Source organism: uncultured Clostridium sp. (assembly GCF_947039605.1).
In the GTDB taxonomy this organism is placed as follows: Bacteria; Bacillota; Clostridia; order Clostridiales; family Clostridiaceae; genus Sarcina.
The window spans coordinates 1-19,491 of the sequence record NZ_CAMQZG010000029.1; the positions used below are offsets into that span (position 1 = coordinate 1).

A 19,491-nucleotide genomic window follows, 5' to 3' on the forward strand; every position below is an offset into this window, starting at 1 on the left:
AAACTTAATATAAAAATCTTTGAAAGTTATAATGATGAATATTTTGAATTTATAGATAATTGTAAACAAGGTAAAATACATTTATATGATGTAATAATTACTCCAATAACTGATTATAAAGTCGGTGAAGTAAGTTTTCATACAATTAGAGCATTAGATTCTATTAATTTTTTAACAAGTTATAAAGTGTATAAAGCTATAAAATAAAGGTTTTTTCACTACTTTATAGAATTTATTATATAAACTAAAAATAGGTAAATGTGGTTAAAGTGGTGAATGAAATAAAAGAAGGAATGAGTGTATCAGAGATTCAAGCAGTTTTAAAAGTTAGTGAAAAAACTATATATGATAAATTAAATGTAATCTTTAATTTTAAAAATGCATATTAATATATAAATTTAAAAGTTATGGTGAGGTATATTATATGAATTTAAAGTTTAAAGAAAATAAAAAAATAGAATGTTTAATTAATGAAAAAAATATAAAAATTGATACTAAATACTTCTTTATTGAAACATGGGGATGCCAAATGAATGAAGAGGATTCTGAAAAACTTGCTGGTATGCTAAAGATTCTAAATTATAGTAGTACAAGTATAAAGGAAGAGGCCGATATAATTATTTTTAATACTTGTTGTATTAGAGAGAATGCAGAGAATAAGGTTGTAGGTAATCTTGGAGAGCTTAAAAGGTTGAAGGTTAAGAATCCAAGTTTGGTTATTGCTATTTGTGGTTGTATGATGCAGCAAAAGGATAGTGCTGATAAGATACTTCAAAAGTTTCCTTTTATTGATATAATTTTTGGAACTCATAATGCACATAAGTTTCCTGAGTATTTAAATAGGGTATTACAACATGGGACAAGTATAAAAGAGATTGTAGATAAAGAAGAGGGTATTATAGAGGGTATTCCTATTGAAAGAAAAAGTTTAGTTAAGGCTTTTGTTACTATTATGTATGGATGTAATAATTTTTGTACTTACTGTATAGTTCCGTATGTTAGAGGAAGAGAGCGAAGTCGAAAGTCTGATGATATAGCAAATGACATTATTAAACTTGTTAGTCAGGGTTATAAAGAAGTTACTTTACTTGGGCAAAATGTTAATTCATATGGTAAGGGACTTGAAGAGGATATAGATTTTGCTAGGCTTCTTAGAAGGTTAAATGAAATTAATGGACTTGAGAGATTAAAGTTTATGACTTCACACCCAAAGGATATTTCTATGGATGTTATACGCGCTATAAGAGATTGTGATAAAATTTGTGAGCAAATACATCTGCCAGTTCAAAGTGGCTCTAATGGCATTTTAAAAGCTATGAATAGACATTATACAAGAGAACAGTATTTAGATATTATAAATAACATAAAAAAAGAAATCCCAAGGATAGGAATAACTACTGATTTGATTATTGGATTCCCTGGTGAAACTGAAGAGGATTTTAAGGATACCCTAGCTTTAGTTAATGAAGTTAAGTATGATTCATCATTTACTTTTATATATTCTAGAAGAAATAATACACCTGCTGATAAAATGGAAAATCAAATCCCAGAGGATATAAAACATGATAGGTTTAATAGAGTAATTGAGGCTATAAACAAACACTCAAAAACTATAAATCAATCATACTTAAATGAAGAGGTTGAAATATTAGTAGAAGATTTAAGTAAAAACAATGATGAGAACCTAAGTGGAAGAACAAGAGAAGGTAAACTTGTTAACTTTAAAGGAGATAAATATTTAATAGGAAGTTTAGTTAAAATAAAAATTGAAGAGGCTAAATCATTCTCTTTATTTGGAAGTTTAATACAGTAGTATACTTATAATAGTTAAAGACAAGAATAAGATATTAAAGTATAATTTATTTAAAGAATAATCTATAGGAGGTACTTTAATGTCTAATTTAGATAGAGATTATGAACTTGAATTTCTTGTTGATGGAAATTTAGAGGCATATAAAAATTTAGAAAAAACTCATAATGGTAAAGTTGAATATGCTAATGGTACTATACTATTATCTTCAAATACTTCAATAAACCATAATTTAATTATAAAAAGACTTTTAATAGAAACAGATAGATATTTTAGAAAAATACCATGCGAAACATTTTCAGAAGCCATAGAAATTATTATGGATAAGTCAAATAGAAAATATAACTTCAAGCCAGATGTCTTTGTAATGTGCAAAGAAGAGGGAAAAGATGATTTTAATAGAAAAGGTCAATCTCTTATTGGTATCCCAAGTCTTGTATTTGAAGTTGTATCACAAGGGAATGCTAACCATGATACTTTATACAAAAGAAAAGCCTATGCAGAATGTGGGGTTAAAGAGTATTGTTTAGTTTATCAAGATGGAAAAATAGAACAACTTGAGCTAAAAAGTAATGAATATTATGAGATAAATGCAATTTATAATATAAAAGATACTTATAAATCACTTGTATATGAAGGCTTGGAATTTAATCTTGAAGATATATTTTATGATTTAAAATATTAAAAAGATTAATTTATATAGAAATTAATAGTTAAAAGCAACATTAACGATAATAAATGTTAATGTTGCTTTTTTTATTTTTTTAATGATTTTATTTTGAAATATTCTTTTATAAGGCAAACTATAGAATAGATAAATGCACTTATACCTATTGTTGGAAAGAATATCATAGCTATAACTGGTGGGTTAATAGTTAGTAGTTTATTTTGGAAATATAGTGAATTACACAAACCTAATATTCCTAGAATAAAAGCTGGGAATAGATATAATGAAATTAATTTCCTGTTTTTTAAATTATATTTGTCTATTGAATTACTGAATAATATTTTTGTTAATCCAATAATTCCAAGCATCATTATTGAACTCATTATATCGCTTAGATGAGACCTTTTATAAAACTCATTGTCAATTACAATACTATCATTTGAATATCTAATACTCACCTCATCCCCTATATAATTTGCCATTTTTTGTGCTTTAGCACTATATATAGGAATCTCTATAACCTCATCTGAATTTGTGACACTAATAATAGGTATGTAGTATGTAGATTCTCCACCTTTACTTGAATATTCTTTAACTATTTCATAGTGAACAATTTTTCCATTTATCTTTTCTCCAAAGTATGTAGTACCTAATAATTTTAGTGATGTTAGTATTGATGGAATTAATATAATCAGCATAAATATAATACCAAAATTATTTTTAAGTACTGTAGCTTTAGTTTGTTTTCTAGGATATTGTGGCTCTAGTGAAAAAATAGTAATCAACTCCTTTTAGAACTAGTATAAAATATTCTTTCTAAGATAAGACTTTATTTAAAAGTAAGTTAATATTTTTTATTGTAACTTATAAAAGTTCTTTTATAATACATCAAATTTTGCATTTACATAGAAATTAGATTTTATTTAGTGTAAAATAAATTATTAGTAAAGAAAATAGAATGGAGGCGGATTTTAATGGCTTTAACTCCTATGATGGTCCAATATTTTGAGGTTAAGGATAGATACAACGATTGTATCTTATTTTATAGATTAGGTGATTTTTATGAAATGTTCTTTGATGATGCAAAGGTAGTATCAAGAGAACTTGAGCTTGTTTTAACAGGTAGAGAATGTGGGCTTGATGAGAAGGCAGCTATGTGTGGTGTTCCATATCATGCAGCAAAAACTTATATATCAAGACTTATAGCAAAAGGTTTTAAGGTTGCTATATGCGAGCAAATAGAAGACCCTGCAAAAGCTAAGGGAATAGTTAAAAGAGATGTTGTTAAGGTTATAACTCCTGGAACATTTTCTGATGAGAATGGTTCAGAGTACAAAAATACATATATATCAACAGTCTTTATAGGGAAAGATGCTATATCAATAGCCTCTTCTGATATATCTACAGGAGAGTTTAAGGTTACATCATTTGATAATAATATATCTATTATGCTTGATGAATTATCTAAAATATCGCCAAAAGAAGTTATTGTTGATTCAAATATCTCTGATGAAGATTTAAAACAGATAGAGATAGCAACACTTGCTCTTATTACAAAGAAGAATTATATAGATTTTGCTTGTGATAAAAATGATTTAGTAAGTACATTTAAAAATATAGATATGGAAGAACTAGATGCGGCTGGTATTGTATCATCTAGTGTTTTACTTAGTTATATATATGATACTCAAAAAATGAATTTATCTAATATTAATACATTAGATATTTATTATGTTGTTAACTATATGAGTATAGATAGTAACTCTAGACGAAATTTAGAACTTGTTGAAAATTTAAAAGAGAAGTCAAAAAGAGGTAGCCTTATATGGGTTATGGATAAATCTGCAACAGCTATGGGTGGAAGAACTCTTAGAAAATGGATTGAAGAGCCTCTTATAGTTAAAAAGAGAATTGAAACTAGACTTGAAGCAGTTGAAGAACTTACAGGAAATGTATATTTTAATGAAGATTTAAGAGATGTTTTAAAGAGTATTTATGATATAGAGAGAATAGTTGGTAAAATATCTACTCAGAATGTAAATGGTAAGGATTTAAACTCACTTAGAATATCTTTAGATAAACTGCCTATGGTAAAAGATTTCCTATCTAAATGTGAGTCTAATGCTTTAAAAGGCTATCATTCAGCATTAGATGTTTTAGACGATATAAAAACCCTTTTAGAAGAGGCTATATTAGAAGAACCTGCTATTTCAATAAAAGAGGGTAACATAATAAAAACTTCTTATCATGATGAAGTTAAGTCACTAAGAGAAGCAAAAACTAATGGTAAGCAGTGGATTGCAGATGTAGAAGCTAGAGAAAGAGAATTTACTGGTATTAAATCTTTAAAAGTTGGTTTTAATAGAGTATTTGGATATTATATAGAAATATCTAAATCAAATTATGATTCTATACCAGAAGGTAGATATGTAAGAAAACAAACTCTTTCAAATGCTGAAAGATTTATAACTCAAGAACTTAAAGAGATGGAAGAACAGATACTTGGAGCAGAAGAGAAACTTGCTTCTTTAGAATATGATTTGTTCATTGATGTTAGAGATAAGGTTGAACTTGAAATACTACGACTTCAAAAAGCTGCAAAGCTTGTTGGTGAACTTGATGTTCTTTCAACCTTTGCACTTATTGCAATTGAAAATAATTATATAAAGCCTACTATAAATAATAAAGGTTTTATTAATATAGTAGAGGGTAGACACCCTGTTGTAGAGAAAGTAATTAATAAGGGTGAATTTATTTCTAATAATACAGATTTAGATACTAAAGATAATCAAATGCTTTTAATTACAGGACCTAATATGGCTGGTAAATCAACTTATATGAGACAGGTAGCACTTATTACTATCATGGCTCAGATTGGTTCTTTTGTACCTGCTACAAGTGCTGATATATCTATATGTGATAAAGTATTCACTAGAATTGGTGCATCTGATGATCTTGCTGGTGGTAAATCTACATTTATGGTTGAGATGTGGGAAGTTTCTAATATTCTTAAAAATGCTACATCTAATAGTTTAGTTTTATTAGATGAAGTTGGAAGAGGTACTTCTACTTATGATGGACTTAGTATTGCTTGGTCTGTTATAGAGCATATTTCAAATAAGATAGGTTGTAAGACTTTATTTGCAACTCACTACCATGAGCTTACAAAACTTGAGGGTATTATAAAGGGTGTTAAAAATTATTCTGTTTCTGTTAAAGAGATTGATGATAATATAATATTCCTTAGAAAAATTGTAGAGGGTGGAGCAGATCAATCTTATGGAGTTGAGGTTGCAAAACTTGCTGGTATACCACAAGATGTTATATTAAGAGCAAAAGAAATATTATTTGGTTTAGAAGATCACTCTATACAGATTAATGTTGTTAATGAACCAACTGTAGTTTATAAAGTACCACAAGAAGAAGTTGTTAGTACAAAAGTAATTGAAGTTGAAGAGATTGTTGAGAAAGTTATTGAAAAACCTAAAGTTGAAGTAAAGAAAGCTAAAAAAGAAGAAACTGTTCAAGAAGCTTTTAATTTACAACTTGGTTTTGATCAGATAGAGAAAGATAATATCATCAATGAAATTAAAGATATAGATCTTACATCTATTAATATGATGGATGCTATGAATATACTTTATAAATTATATGGTGATGCTAAAAAGATAAAGTAATTTAAGGAGGGTTTAATTTGGGAAGAATTAATGTATTAGATCAACATACATCTAATCAAATTGCAGCAGGAGAGGTTGTTGAAAGACCCTCTTCTGTTGTGAAAGAATTAGTAGAGAACTCAATAGATGCAGGTAGCAAAAACATTACTATTGAAATTGAAGAGGGTGGAACTTCTCTTATAAAAATAATAGATGATGGTGTTGGTATTTTTAATGAAGATGTTAAAAAAGCCTTTTTACCTCATGCTACATCAAAAATTCAAAATGTTGATGATATTTTTAGAATAGATACTCTTGGTTTTAGAGGGGAAGCTCTTCCATCTATTGCTGCTATATCTAAAGTTAATATGAAGTCTAAGACTGCTATGGAAGAAACAGGTTGGGAAGTTAATGTTGATGGTGGTACTTTTACTATAGATAATGAAGTTGGAGTTAATAATGGTACTGTTATAGAAGTTAGAGATTTGTTCTTTAATGTTCCAGCTAGAAAGAAGTTTTTAAAATCCTCTTCTAGAGAGGGGGCTACTATAAATGATATTGTAAGTAGAATAGCACTAGCTCATCCTGATATATCATTTAAGCTTTTTAATAATAGTAAACAAGTAGTTCATACTTATGGTACAGGAAATCTTCTGGATTCTATAAGAAGTCTATATGGTAAGAACACAGCAGATGAAGTTCTTTATTTTGAATATGCTACTGATACAGTAACTATTCATGGATATATAGGTAAAGATACTCTTGCTAGAAAATCTAGAAATAATCAAACTGTCTTTGTTAATAAAAGATATATAAAGAATAGAACTATCTCTGTTGCAGTAGAGAATGCGTATAAATCATTTAACACTGGTGATAAGTATCCTTTCTTTGTTTTATTTATAGATGTATACCCAGAGTTTATAGATGTAAATGTTCATCCTACTAAATCAGAAATTAAATTTAGAAATGATAGAGAAGTTTTTTCTACTGTTTTTAAAGGAATACATGATGTATTAAGTAAGGATATAAGAGATGAATTCAATGGTGGAAATGATTTCTTAGAAGATACTAGAGCAAAAGAACTTGAGAGTGAGCAATTTTCATTTGAAAAAAGATTAGAAGAGTTAAATGCTATGGAGCTTAAACTTAAAAACACAGAAAGTTTATATAAAGAAAGAGTACCTGTAGATGTTCCTGTTAGCATAAATGCTAATGACTCTATAGTGCCTTTTGTATATAGTAGTAATATCTCTGAGGATGCACCTAAGGAAGATTTTAATGCAACTGAGCATATAAATACTTCTGAATTTTCTAATGGTTTAGAAGTAGATAGAGCAAATCTAACATATGAATTAAATAGTTCTGGTGAGTATGTTAATGAGAGTACTGATACTTACACAAAAGAAGATGCAAGTACACCTAAATTTCCAGTGCTAGATATTATAGGTCAATATAATAAAACTTATATAATAGCTCAAAAAGAAGGGACTTTATATCTTGTAGACCAACATGCCGCGCATGAGAAGTTTTTATTTGAGAAGTATCTTAAATCTATAGAAAGAAATGACTTATTGATTCAACCGTTAATGGTTCCTTTAGTTATAGAATTATCTTTAAATGATTATGGATACTATGAAGAGAATAAAGATATCTTTGAAAATTCAGGATTTAAAGTAGAAAGTTTTGGTATGAGTTCTATAAAACTTAGTGAAGTACCCTATTTCCTTGGGAAACTTGATGCAAAAGGATTCTTTTTATTAATATTAGATAACCTTAAAAATCTTGGTAGTGGGAAAACAGTAGAAGTAAAGTATAATAGAATAGCAACTCTTGCATGTAAGGCAGCTGTAAAGGCTAATGATATATTATCAGATAGTGAGATGAAACAATTACTATATGATATAAGATTTTTAGATGACCCTTTCCATTGTCCTCATGGAAGACCTACAATTATTAAATTTACTAGCTATGAAATGGATAAGATGTTTAAAAGAATAGTCTAAGGAGAATACAACAAATGAATAATAAAATATTAGTTATAGCAGGACCTACTGCTGTTGGTAAGACAGATATCTCTATACAACTTGCTAAAAGACTCAATGGAGAGATCATATCTACTGATTCTATGCAAATATATAAAAAGATGGATATAGGGTCAGCTAAAATATCTATAGAAGAAATGGATGGAGTTCCACATCATTTAATAGATTTTATAGACCCAAGTAATGAATTTAGTGTTTCAGAATTTCAAAAACTAGCAAAAGAAGCTATAGAGGATATACATAGAAGAGGGAAACTTCCTATTCTTGCTGGTGGTACAGGGTTATATATAAACTCTGTAGTATGTACTATGAATTTTGCAGAGGGTGAGAAAGATGAAACTTATAGAAGAGAACTTGAAGAGTTAGCTTTAGAAAAAGGTAATGACTATATACACTCATTATTAAAAGAAATTGATATAGATAGTTATAACTCTATACATCCTAACAATGTTAAAAGAGTTATTAGAGCTTTAGAAGTATACAAACAAAGTGGAAAGCCTTTTAGCGCATTTAAAGAAGAAAATAGCATTTATAAATGTGATTATGATGTTTACTATTATGCTCTTAATATGGCTCGTGAAAAGCTTTATGAGAGAATTAATAGAAGAGTTGATATAATGATGGATAAAGGGCTTATTGAAGAGGTTAAGATGCTTTCTGATATAGGATTTACATCAGATAATCAATCAATGAAAGGTATAGGTTATAAAGAGATTCTAGCTTATATCAATGGAAATATTGAACTTGAAACTGCTATTGAGATGGTTAAACAGGGAAGCAGAAACTATGCCAAAAGACAACTTACATGGTTTAAAAAAGACCCAAGAACTGTCTTTATAGATAAAGATTTATTTAATAATGAAAATGAAATAATTAATAAGATTATTAATGAAATAAATGATTAATTTTCTAATTAACCTAAAATAGGTAAACTTTCTACAAGTTTGCCTATTTTTATTGGCTATGATAATATTAATAAAGAATTAAAATAATATTTTTCGGGGGTGTTTCTTTTGTTAAAGGAGACTATTAACTTATTAAAATCAACTTATAATCTTAAAGATGAAACAGTTGATTTATATGATAGAGCAATGAATGATGTAATCGAAAGTTTTAAAATTTATGATGATATACGAGAGTATAATCAAGTGAAAGTTTTAAATGCTTTTCAAAATAATAGAGTTTCAGATACTCATTTTACAAACTCAACAGGATATGGATATGGGGATACAGGTAGAGATACTTTAGATCTTGTATATGCTGAAATATTTAAATGTGAAAAAGCGCTTGTAAGACCTCACTTTGTTAGTGGTACTCATGCTATAGGAGCAGCTTTATTTGGAAATTTAAGACCAGGAGATACTATACTTGCATCTACTGGAAGTCCATATGATACTTTACATACTTTAATTGGTATTAACAAAAATGAGAGAGTTGGTTCGCTTAAAGAATACGGTGTTTCATATAAGCAAGTAGATTTAACTGAAAATCACAAGATAGATATCGAAGCTGTTAAAAAAGTTTTAACAGAGGACAAATCTATAAAACTTGTACATATGCAAAGATCTACTGGTTATGGATGGAGAAATGCATTTTTAGTTGAAGAGTTAGAAGAGGCTATTAAGGAATTTAAATCAGTAAATCCAGATGTAATAGTATTTGTAGATAACTGTTATGGTGAATTCTTAGATATCAAAGAACCTACAGAAGTTGGTGCAGATTTAATGGCTGGATCACTTATAAAAAATATAGGTGGTGGAATAGCTCAGACTGGTGGATATATAGTAGGTAAAGCTGAATATGTTGATCAGGCTTCATATAGACTTACAACTCCTGGAATTGGTGGAGAATGTGGTGCTACTTTTAATATTATGAGAGAATTCTATCAAGGATTATTCATAGCTCCTCATGTAGCTATGGAAGCAGTAAAAGGAGCTATATTCTGTTCTAGAATAATGGAACTTGCTGGATTTGAGGTTCTTCCTAAATATAATGATAGAAGAAGTGATATAATTCAGGCTATAAAGTTTAATGATAGAGAGAAATTAATTAAATTCTGTAAGGGAATTCAAAAAGGGTCACCTATAGATTCATTCGTTGAATGTGAGCCATGGGCAATGCCTGGTTATGAAGATGAAGTTATAATGGCTGCTGGGGCATTCATTCAAGGTTCTTCAATAGAATTATCTGCTGATGCACCAATTAGAGAACCTTTCATAGCATATTTACAAGGTGGTTTAACATTTGATCATGCTAAAATAGGTGTTTTAATCGCTTTAAATAATATTCTTTAGTCCTTAAAGAAAGGAGATTGTTATGAATTTTATTGGTAATATTCTTTGGTTTATTTTTGGTGGCTTTTGGCAGGGGCTTGGTTGGCTTGGAATAGGTTTATTATGGTGTATAACTATAGTAGGTATTCCTGTAGGGCTTCAATGCTTTAAACTTGCAGGCCTTCAATTTTTCCCATTTGGAAAAGAAGTTGTAACTATTGATGATGGTTCAACAAGTTTTCTATTGAATGTCTTGTGGTTAATTTTTGGTGGACTTGGTCTTGCATTTGCAAATCTAGTAAGTGGTATTATTCTATGTATAACAATAATAGGTATACCGTTTGGATTGCAATCATTTAAGCTTGCAAAGTTATCTTTAATGCCATTTGGAAAAGAAGTACATTGATTTAAAAAGCTCTAGCATTTGCTAGAGCTTTTTTGCACAAAAAAACATGGGATATTTTGCACCCCATGTTTTCTCTTAATATTCTCTATAAAGGCCAGCAAGTTTTCCAAGTACAGAACATTCAGTAACTATAATTGGATCCATTGTTGAATTTTCTGGTTGTAATCTGTAATAGTTTTTTTCTTTGAAAAATCTTTTGATAGTAGCTTCACTATCAATAAGAGCAACTATTATATCCCCATTTTCAGCTACATTAGTTTTCTCTATTATAGCAAGATCTCCATCGTGTATTCCAGCTTCAATCATACTGTCGCCAGATACTCTTAAAATGAATAAATCTTTATTTGTACTTTTCACATAGTTTAATGGAATCTGAAAAGTATCTTCTATATTTTCAACCGCAAGTATTGGTTGCCCAGCAGTAACTTTACCAACTATAGGAATATCAAGTAATTCTTTTTTTCTTTCAGTGAATTCTATTATTTCTAAAGCTCTAGTTTTAGTGCTCTCTCTATTAATATAACCCTTTTTTTCTAATGTTTTTAAATGTCCATGAACTGTTGATGTTGATTTTAGTGAAACAGCAACACAGATTTCTCTTACTGATGGTGGAAATGATTTATCTTCTACATATGATTTTAAAAAATTATAAATTTCCGTTTGCTTTTGACTAATTGGTTCTGTCATATCATACACCTCTTCGTATTATTGTGAACATTATAACATAATAAATATTATATATCAAACCTATGTTCGGTTTTAAATTTGACTATTATGTTTAAATTTATTAGTTATTGCTAATAATTAAATTGTGAAATATAATATTAATAATAAGTATTACATTACATATTATACAAAAAGTAATACATAAAAAGGAGTTTTTATGGCTAAAGTTGAAAATAAAGAATTAAAAGTTAAATCGTTTAGAGTTGATGAGGGCACATTTGCTAAATTCAAAGATATAGCTTCAAATGAATTTGGTAACCAATCACAATGCCTCGAAGCACTTGTGAATATTTATGAAACTGAAGAATCTAAATCAGTATTAGTTGGAAGAGAACTTGAAATAGAGAGTTTTCAAGATTATATTAATAAAATAAGCAGATTATTTGTCACTTCATTACAACTAAGTTCTGATGCTGAAGATAGAGCAAAAGAGGGATTTTTAAAGAAACTTGATGCTAAAGATGAAGCTTTAACTATATTAAAAGCCAAACTTGATAGCACTAAAGAGGATTTTATAGAGTTAAAAACTTCAAATAAAAATTCTAAATTAGAATTATCTGATAAAGAAAAGAAAATCGAAGAACTAGAAAGTGCTAAAAATATACTTTCACAACTTTCTAATAGAAATTATGATTTAGTTATCAAATTAGAAGGTGAACTTGATGAATATAAATCAAAAAATGAAGAGCTTAGTTTACTTAAAGAAACTTTTAAACTTAAAGATAAAAGTATTACAGATTTATCAAAAAAACTAACTGATATAACAAGTGAAAATAATTTATTAGAAGTGAAAGTATCAAACTTAACACTTAATATTAATGAATATAAAGACTTAATTAATACAAAAAATATAGATATAAAAGCATTACAAGCCCTTATAGAGTCAATTAAAAGAGAATATTTAACTGAAATTACAACATTAAAATCTAACTTTGAAGAAGAACTTTCAAAAAAAATTATAGAAAATGAAAGTTTACTTAGAAGAGAATTTGAATTAGACAAAAGAGAATTAGAGCTAAAAATCAAAGAATTAGAATTGAAAATAAAATAAACCTTTTATAAATATTGTTTTTTTGTTATAATAGATATTTCACAGAAATAAACCCAATTATAAAAAAGGTGGTTTGATAAGATGAGTAGAGATTCAAAAGTAGAAGACTTAAATGAATATATAGATACTAGTGATTTATCTAGTAGAGCGATAACTATAGATGCTATAGCTACAGATCAGTTAGAAAGTGAATTTTTAAACGATGAAATAACTAGTGATGTTGAAGAAATTAATGTTGATAGTTCAAAATATCAAGAATACGAAAAAGCTTTAAAAGACTTACTTGGCGATACAGAAGAAGAGTATGTAGATGCCTTTGAAAATATAGTTTACTTAGCTGATTTAGATGGAATAGAGGAGTATGATTTAGATGGATCAACTCAAGAAATATTCCCAGGTGTTAGAGCTTTAAAGAAAAAAGATAGTGAAGAAGAAGTAGATAACGATACAGATGAATGGTAAAAAATAAGAGTTTGGATATATATCCAAACTCTTATTTTTTTATTTTTGAAAGAGGATTTGAGTTAGCCGCTTTTCTAAGTTGTTCATCATCAACGTGGGTATAGATTTGAGTTGTTGATACATTTTCATGTCCAAGAATTGATTGCAATGCCCTTATATCAACTTCTCCATACTTATACATCAAGGTTGCAGCTGTATGCCTAAGCTTATGTGGTGTTATTTTTTTAGATTGTATATCTGAATTCTTAACATGTTTTTTCACTAAAAGTTCTACAGTTCTTTTATTTAAAGGTTTATTCTGCTGTGATATAAATAAATATTTCTTATCTATTAGTGAAACTTTAGTTAAATCTCTAACTAGAATATAATCATCAATAGCTCTAATGCAAGAGTCATTTAAATAAACAGTTCTCTCTTTATTTCCCTTTCCGATAACTAATAGTGTATCCTTATGTATTTTGTCAGTTTGAATATTACAAAGTTCAGAAAGTCTAAGTCCACAATTTAAAAAGAGTGTTATTATACAATAATCTCGATTATAATGTTTAGAATTTTTATCTAAAGTATTCAAAAAATCTAAACTTTCATTTAAATCTAAATATATTGGAAGTCTTTTTTCAATTTTAGGACTCTCAAGTTCATCAGCTGGATTATTTTTTATAACCTTTAATTTTGAATGTAAAAATTTAAAGAAAGATTTTAGTGTAGCAACTTTACGCGCTTTTGCATATGAACTATTATTTCGTTCTTTATCTACAAAATTTAAAAAAGCATATAAATCCCTTAATTTTATTTTATTTATAACATCTATATCTACATCTGAAATATCAATGTTTTGAAACTCTGAAATATCTTTAATTTCTATCAACTTAAAATGAAGTTTTAAAAATTGAAAGAATAATCTTAAATCAGATTTATAAGCTATTACTGTATTTTTAGATTTGCCTTTTATATTTTCTAAGTAATTAAGAAAATCATCCATTTCTTCTGGCAATTCATTAAAAATCATTTTTTTAGTTCTTACCACTTTTATTGTCGGTATATTTTTCTTTACTTTAGTTTTAAGTTGTTTTAGGTTTAGTTCTTTTATCCATTTTTGAATACTTCTAACTGAAATATTATAAACATTTGATAAATCGACTGTAGTGAAATTTTCGATTTCAAAAAGAATGAATACATCAGATAATATACTTTCATAATTTCTTGAAATTTGTTTTTTCTTAAAATCGATTAGTATTTCTTCGAATCTTTTTGATTGTTTTTCAGTAAAGTTTGTTTCATCTAAAATTATTTGAATCTCTTTTATATAGTTATAATTAGCAAATCTATTTATTTTAGTCATAAAATCCCCCAGTTCGTTATGTTATTAATATTATATCATAACGAACTATCTAAATATAGTATTTTAGCTATTTAAGGTTACTTTTTTACATATATAAATAACTTCGTGAAATGTATATTTCACGAAGTTATTTAAAAACGAACTAATAAGAAAAATGAGTTATTCTCTATTTAACTCATTTTTCTTATATAACTCCCTATAATACAAAAACATGTAACACTTATAGTATTACATGTTTTTGTATTACGTAATTTTATTTTTAAATCATTTTATATATTCTAAAAATTCTTCTTCAGTTAATATAATTAATTCTAATCCAGATGCAATTAACCTTTTAGCATTTCTAAGCTTAGATGTTAAAAATTCTTGATTTAGAGATAAGTTAGTTACTAATATATCTGTTTTAGCATTTACAGTGCTAGAAACCTTACCTCCTAAAAAATTAACTTTTGAAGTTGCCTTAGCTCTAGACATAGATTTTAATTGACCAGTAAAAACTAATGTTTTATTTTCAAAAAATTTTGTTGTTAGATTCTCATTCTCAATTAGAGAAACGTGTTTTTTTATGATTTTTATGTCATATTTAACTGGAACTGAATTATTGTTATCAAATACTAATCCTGGCATTATTCCTAATTTGTTTTTAATGTCTGAAAATTTTTCTATTTTTAAATACTCACATACATCAATAAATATTTTTGCAGCTATCATAGAATCATCATCTGCTCTATGATGTGTAAAATCTAATTTTAGCATTTCTCCAAGTGTAGAAAGTTTATTATCAGGAAGTCCTTCATACACTCGTTTAGATATATCCACAGTACATAAATAACTACAGTTTTTTAATAAGATTCCTGATTCTCCAAGTGTTGATATTAAAACATCAATATCAAAATAAGCATTATGTGCTATTACTAAATTATTTTCTATATATTTTTTTATTTGAGGCCAAATAGCTCTAAACTCTAACTCCTGCTCTACATCTTCTTCGGTTATTCCATGTATCCATATATTCATAGGTTTAAATTTATTATCTCGTGGTTTTATTAATCTTTGAAATTTTTCTACCACCATATTATTTTTAACTACTGTTATTCCTATAGAACATGCACTTGTTCTTTTTTCATTTGCTGTTTCAAAATCTATAGAAACAAAATCCATATAAATCCCTCTTTTCTTTCCAAAATAAATACACAGTCAATTAAGACTGTGTATTATAAGTTTTAATCTTCAAATAATAATTCTAACACTTTTTCTCCTGCATATCTATTCTTACCTTTATAAGGGAAACAATGTATGTGTATAGCAGGATTGAAATTCATTTCTATAATCGCATGATTTTCTTCACTTGCCTCTTCTGATATATTTTTTATCATTATATCAATACCTGTAATTTTAGCACTTGCCGCTAGTGCAGCTTTTTTAGCAATTTCTTTGTATGATATGTGCATTTCATCTGTAAAGTCTACACTATCACCACCAGTGCTTATATTTGAATTTTCTCTCAAATAAATAACTTCTCCACTTTTTGGTACATATTCAAAATCTAAGCCTTGAGATTGTAAGAACATTTCCTCACTCTCTCCAAGTTTAATTTTTTCTAGTGGCTTAACATAACCTTTACCTCTTAAATAATCTTTATTCTTTTCTATAACTAAATCTCTTATATTTGAATTACCATTACCAAGTACATTAGCTGGTACTCTATGTAGTATTCCAACAACCTCATCATCAATCACTAAGAATCTATATTCTTTTCCATGTACAAATTCTTCTATCAAAATTGATTTATCTTCTGAAAATGCTATATCTATAGCTCTCTCAAAATCTTCTTTAGTAAAATTATTTTTGAATATAGTAATTCCAAGTCCAAAGTTTGTTGATTTAGGTTTTATTACAATCTGAGTACCTTTTACTAATCCATAGTTATCTTTTGCAACATCAATATTAGTAAATACATCTCCCTTTGGAACTCTTATGTTACTTTTAGTTAAAATTGTTTTAGTAACTTCTTTATTTTCCATAAGTAATGCTGTAATATAAGTATCCTTTGATGTTTTTGTTGCCTGTTTTACAAATTCAGTTTTCTCATCTTTTTTAAGCCCTACAAAGTTTTCAAATCTATCTAGTATTTCAACTGCAATACCTCTTTTCATTGAATCTCTTAAAAGTATTTGTGTTGAAAGTTCCATATCTGCAAAACCTCTTAATGCAAATTCATTTTCTGAACTATAAGCTAATCCTTTTTCTGCTCTTTCTATATGAAAATCTACATATGAACTATCCTTGATTTTCTCTACTATTTTATGTGCTATTGTCTTATCTGGATCTTTTACTCTATCTATAGCTAAATCTAAAATCCTTGTGTATTCAGAATCTAAAATCCCAACCTCATCTAATACTGATTTTATTTTCCCTAATATGCAAAGACTTCTTTTTTTAAATGAAATTTCCTCACAACAATCATAAACTTTTATATTTCGTTTTCTACCATATGAATGTATAAGTTCATCATTGTAGTTTGACTCACTATAATCTTTTGTTGTCATATTACTATTTGGTGTTAATGCCATATATACTAAAAATGCATGTATTAATTTTAATGTGTCTTTTGAAACTCCAAATTCACTTAATGGGTCTAAATCTAAAATTCTTATTTCAAGATATTCAATACCTTTTTTCTGTAATGATTCAATTGTTCCATTACCAGCTGATGACTTTAATCTTATTGGACTATAGTATTCTTTCTCACAACTAATCAATCCTTTATTTATAGCTACCGCTAAATCTTTTGAATATTCTTCTACTGAATTATAAGAAACAAAGAAATCAACTATATTCTTATAGCCACAATCACTATTTCTTAATGAATAAGTATCATTAAAATAAAAACTATCTTTAGTTAAATTATTAGCTGAATTAACACATGAACTTACATATGTTTCATGAAAAATAGGACTTGCTCCTGTTAAGTAAACTAATAACCATCTATACTTAAAGAAATTTCTTGAAAGATTTAAATATAGATCATTTTTAAATTCTTGTAAACTTTGTCCCTTATTTTCTGTTTGATATAATAATTCTAAAAACTCATTTTTAAAAGAAAAATTAAAGTGAACTCCACTCATAAGTTGTTTTTTCTTGCCATATTTTTTTGCAAGTTGTTCTCTATACTGTTCTTCTTCTGCACCATCAAACTCTGATACTGGTATTATCTTCTCTTCTGGTAAAATTGGTGGATTACTTTGAGGCCATAATAGTTCATCTTTTATCTCTAATGATACAATATCATTAAGCGCACCTATAAAGTCGTAAACTTCATCTATAGTATCACATGGTGGTGTTACCATCTCTACCTGACTTTCTGAAAAGTCTGTTGTTATATATGGGTTTTTCTTTTTATCGCCAAATATCTTAGGATGTTTTGTAAGTGCTAGACTTCCATCTTTATTAACTCTTACATTTTCTTTTTCTAAACCAAAGTTACAAAAAGTTAAATATCTATTTAACTTCTCATTTTTAATTTTATTTTTTATATTATCTTGTAAAGTATTCATATTTTTATACCTCTTATATTTCATATTATATTCTATATATTTTAAACTACTTTTAAATTATCATACAAATTTGAGTTTCTTTTGAATTTTTATATTATGATAGTATATTATATCTTATTTAAATTGAATTTTAAATATATGCACTAATAAATTAATAAATAACAAAGGTTTTATTAAATTTAATCTATTTCACAAAAAATGGAACTTATTTTGATATAATTTTTATAATGAATAAAGTTTACCAAAGGGGGGTATCTACTTGTATTTAGATAAAGTTAAGAAGGTCCGTGAAAAAATAAATGATAAAATAATAAAAACACCTTTAATGTATAGTAAAAGTTTTTCAGAAATATGTGAAAATCAGGTTTATATAAAATGTGAGAATCTTCAAATAACAGGTGCTTATAAACTGCGTGGTGCTCTTAATAAAATCTCAACATTAAGTGTTGAGGATAGAAAAAGAGGTGTTATTTGTTCATCTGCTGGAAATCATGCTCAAGGTGTAGCTTATGCAGCTTCTTTGTATAATATTAAATCAACAATTGTAATGCCTAAAACAACACCACTTCTAAAAATTAATTCTACTAAAGAACTTGGTGGAAATGTTGTAATTCATGGTGATATTTATGATGATGCATACAAAAAAGCTAAAGAACTTGAAAAAGAAAAAAATCTTAAATTTATTCATCCATTTAATGATATAGATGTAATACTTGGACAAGCAACTATTGCTTTAGAACTCATAGAAGATTTAAAAGATATTGATATTGTACTATGCCCTATTGGTGGTGGTGGATTAATCAGTGGTATTGCTTTAGTATTAAAAGAATATAATCCTAATATAAAAATAATTGGTGTTGAAGCACAAGGTGCTTGTTCAATGAAAAAAAGTATTCTTAATGGTATGGTTACTACTTTAGATAGTGTTAGAACCATTGCTGATGGAATTGCGGTTAAAACACCTGGCGATCTAACATTTACCATAGTAAAGGATTTAGTTGATGAAATAATAACTGTATCTGATAAAGAAATTGTTGAAGATTTTGTATTATTGAGTGAAAAACACAAATTAATAGCTGAACCTTCTGGAGTTGTATCTTTATCTGCCTTAAAAAAATTGAATAATGTAAAAGGTAAAAAGATTGTTTCTATAATAAGTGGTGGCAACATTGATATGATAACAATGTCTTCTTTAATTAAAACAGGACTTGTATCTAAAGGTAGATTATTTGCATTTTCAATGGAACTTCCTCATATGCCTGGTGAACTAGTAAAAGTTACTACAATATTATCAAAACTAAATGCTAATATTGTAGAATTAGAACACAACCAATTTAAAGCTACTGACCACCTTAGAAATGTTTCATTAGAAGTAACAGTAGAAACAAACGGATTAGATCATATAAGTGTTATAAAAAGAGAACTAGCTAAAAATGGATATTTGATAAAGCAAATTTATTAAATGCACCTAAATATATAATGCCACAAAGGCAACCAAT

The 19,491-nt window shown here is 27.4% G+C and carries 15 protein-coding genes and 1 pseudogene; 11 read left to right on the forward strand and 5 right to left on the reverse strand.

Features of this window, described 5'->3' with window-relative positions; all coding sequences use genetic code 11:
• From Q0V24_RS11335 to Q0V24_RS11345, 3 genes and pseudogenes are all read left to right on the forward strand, one after another.
• Nucleotides 1–207 (forward strand): annotated as a pseudogene (locus Q0V24_RS11335) (hypothetical protein); the annotation flags it as partial.
• Nucleotides 208–424: 217 nt separating this feature from the next.
• The gene (miaB, locus tag Q0V24_RS11340) at nt 425–1,813 is read left to right on the forward strand and encodes a tRNA (N6-isopentenyl adenosine(37)-C2)-methylthiotransferase MiaB (RefSeq protein ID WP_297521557.1); all 1,389 of its coding nucleotides are present in this window, start codon (nt 425–427) and stop codon (nt 1,811–1,813) included.
• Nucleotides 1,814–1,892: 79 nt separating this feature from the next.
• Nucleotides 1,893–2,495 carry a Uma2 family endonuclease gene (locus tag Q0V24_RS11345; protein WP_297521559.1) on the forward strand — a complete coding sequence of 201 codons (603 nt, stop codon included), beginning with the start codon at nt 1,893–1,895 and terminating at the stop codon, nt 2,493–2,495.
• Nucleotides 2,496–2,566: 71 nt separating this feature from the next.
• On the opposite strand, the gene Q0V24_RS11350 is transcribed toward Q0V24_RS11345, so the two are convergent.
• The gene (locus tag Q0V24_RS11350; RefSeq protein ID WP_297521561.1) at nt 2,567–3,262 is read right to left on the reverse strand and encodes a hypothetical protein; all 696 of its coding nucleotides are present in this window, start codon (nt 3,260–3,262) and stop codon (nt 2,567–2,569) included.
• Between the two features lie 189 nt (nt 3,263–3,451).
• On the opposite strand from Q0V24_RS11350, the gene mutS reads away from it, so the two are divergent.
• From mutS to Q0V24_RS11375, 5 genes are all read left to right on the forward strand, one after another.
• Nucleotides 3,452–6,154, forward strand: coding sequence for a DNA mismatch repair protein MutS (mutS, locus tag Q0V24_RS11355; RefSeq protein ID WP_297521563.1), 2,703 nt, complete (start codon nt 3,452–3,454; stop codon nt 6,152–6,154).
• Nucleotides 6,155–6,171: 17 nt separating this feature from the next.
• A complete protein-coding gene (gene mutL, locus Q0V24_RS11360) occupies nt 6,172–8,136 on the forward strand; it encodes a DNA mismatch repair endonuclease MutL (RefSeq protein ID WP_297521564.1) in 1,965 nt (654 codons plus the stop codon).
• Between the two features lie 14 nt (nt 8,137–8,150).
• Nucleotides 8,151–9,080, forward strand: a complete 930-nt coding sequence (gene miaA / locus Q0V24_RS11365) for a tRNA (adenosine(37)-N6)-dimethylallyltransferase MiaA (protein ID WP_297521565.1) — start codon at nt 8,151–8,153, stop codon at nt 9,078–9,080.
• 108 nt (nt 9,081–9,188) lie between these two features.
• Nucleotides 9,189–10,469, forward strand: a complete 1,281-nt coding sequence (locus Q0V24_RS11370) for a methionine gamma-lyase family protein (RefSeq protein WP_297521566.1) — start codon at nt 9,189–9,191, stop codon at nt 10,467–10,469.
• 22 nt (nt 10,470–10,491) lie between these two features.
• Nucleotides 10,492–10,854 (forward strand): YccF domain-containing protein, encoded by a 363-nt coding sequence (locus tag Q0V24_RS11375; protein WP_297521567.1) that lies wholly within the window; start codon nt 10,492–10,494, stop codon nt 10,852–10,854.
• A 75-nt stretch (nt 10,855–10,929) separates the two neighbouring features.
• Here the strand turns inward: Q0V24_RS11375 and lexA are convergent, their stop codons facing one another.
• The gene (lexA, locus tag Q0V24_RS11380) at nt 10,930–11,541 is read right to left on the reverse strand and encodes a transcriptional repressor LexA (RefSeq protein WP_297521569.1); all 612 of its coding nucleotides are present in this window, start codon (nt 11,539–11,541) and stop codon (nt 10,930–10,932) included.
• A gap of 196 nt (nt 11,542–11,737) precedes the next feature.
• On the opposite strand from lexA, the gene Q0V24_RS11385 reads away from it, so the two are divergent.
• Both Q0V24_RS11385 and Q0V24_RS11390 read left to right on the forward strand, forming a co-directional pair.
• Nucleotides 11,738–12,631: a hypothetical protein gene (locus Q0V24_RS11385; RefSeq protein WP_297521571.1), complete on the forward strand. Its 894-nt coding sequence runs from the start codon at nt 11,738–11,740 to the stop codon at nt 12,629–12,631.
• Between the two features lie 81 nt (nt 12,632–12,712).
• Nucleotides 12,713–13,093: a hypothetical protein gene (locus tag Q0V24_RS11390; protein ID WP_297521572.1), complete on the forward strand. Its 381-nt coding sequence runs from the start codon at nt 12,713–12,715 to the stop codon at nt 13,091–13,093.
• Between the two features lie 31 nt (nt 13,094–13,124).
• On the opposite strand, the gene Q0V24_RS11395 is transcribed toward Q0V24_RS11390, so the two are convergent.
• The 3 genes from Q0V24_RS11395 to gshAB all read right to left on the reverse strand — a co-directional run bounded on the left by Q0V24_RS11395 (nt 13,125) and on the right by gshAB (nt 17,992).
• Complete coding sequence (locus Q0V24_RS11395) at nt 13,125–14,102, reverse strand: tyrosine recombinase XerC (protein WP_297521631.1); 978 nt, start codon at nt 14,100–14,102, stop codon at nt 13,125–13,127.
• 597 nt (nt 14,103–14,699) lie between these two features.
• Nucleotides 14,700–15,596, reverse strand: a complete 897-nt coding sequence (locus Q0V24_RS11400; protein WP_297521574.1) for an exonuclease domain-containing protein — start codon at nt 15,594–15,596, stop codon at nt 14,700–14,702.
• Nucleotides 15,597–15,658: 62 nt separating this feature from the next.
• On the reverse strand, nt 15,659–17,992 hold the full coding sequence (gshAB, locus tag Q0V24_RS11405) for a bifunctional glutamate--cysteine ligase GshA/glutathione synthetase GshB (protein WP_297521576.1): 2,334 nt from the start codon (nt 17,990–17,992) through the stop codon (nt 15,659–15,661).
• Between the two features lie 259 nt (nt 17,993–18,251).
• Between gshAB and ilvA the strand changes: the two genes are divergently transcribed.
• A complete protein-coding gene (gene ilvA, locus Q0V24_RS11410) occupies nt 18,252–19,454 on the forward strand; it encodes a threonine ammonia-lyase (protein ID WP_297521578.1) in 1,203 nt (400 codons plus the stop codon).
• Nucleotides 19,455–19,491: the final 37 nt, after the last annotated feature.

What these genes read in the sequence shown, in the direction of transcription:
- Q0V24_RS11400 (WP_297521574.1), bottom strand. Translation starts at nt 15,596, where the DNA reads ATGGATTTTGTTTCTATAGATTTTGAAACAGCAAATGAAAAAAGAACA.
- lexA (WP_297521569.1), bottom strand. Translation starts at nt 11,541, where the DNA reads ATGACAGAACCAATTAGTCAAAAGCAAACGGAAATTTATAATTTTTTA.
- Q0V24_RS11345 (WP_297521559.1), top strand. Translation starts at nt 1,893, where the DNA reads ATGTCTAATTTAGATAGAGATTATGAACTTGAATTTCTTGTTGATGGA.
- miaA (WP_297521565.1), top strand. Translation starts at nt 8,151, where the DNA reads ATGAATAATAAAATATTAGTTATAGCAGGACCTACTGCTGTTGGTAAG.
- Q0V24_RS11375 (WP_297521567.1), top strand. Translation starts at nt 10,492, where the DNA reads ATGAATTTTATTGGTAATATTCTTTGGTTTATTTTTGGTGGCTTTTGG.
- Q0V24_RS11385 (WP_297521571.1), top strand. Translation starts at nt 11,738, where the DNA reads ATGGCTAAAGTTGAAAATAAAGAATTAAAAGTTAAATCGTTTAGAGTT.
- mutS (WP_297521563.1), top strand. Translation starts at nt 3,452, where the DNA reads ATGGCTTTAACTCCTATGATGGTCCAATATTTTGAGGTTAAGGATAGA.
- miaB (WP_297521557.1), top strand. Translation starts at nt 425, where the DNA reads ATGAATTTAAAGTTTAAAGAAAATAAAAAAATAGAATGTTTAATTAAT.
- Q0V24_RS11395 (WP_297521631.1), bottom strand. Translation starts at nt 14,102, where the DNA reads ATGATTTTTAATGAATTGCCAGAAGAAATGGATGATTTTCTTAATTAC.
- Q0V24_RS11390 (WP_297521572.1), top strand. Translation starts at nt 12,713, where the DNA reads ATGAGTAGAGATTCAAAAGTAGAAGACTTAAATGAATATATAGATACT.
- gshAB (WP_297521576.1), bottom strand. Translation starts at nt 17,992, where the DNA reads ATGAATACTTTACAAGATAATATAAAAAATAAAATTAAAAATGAGAAG.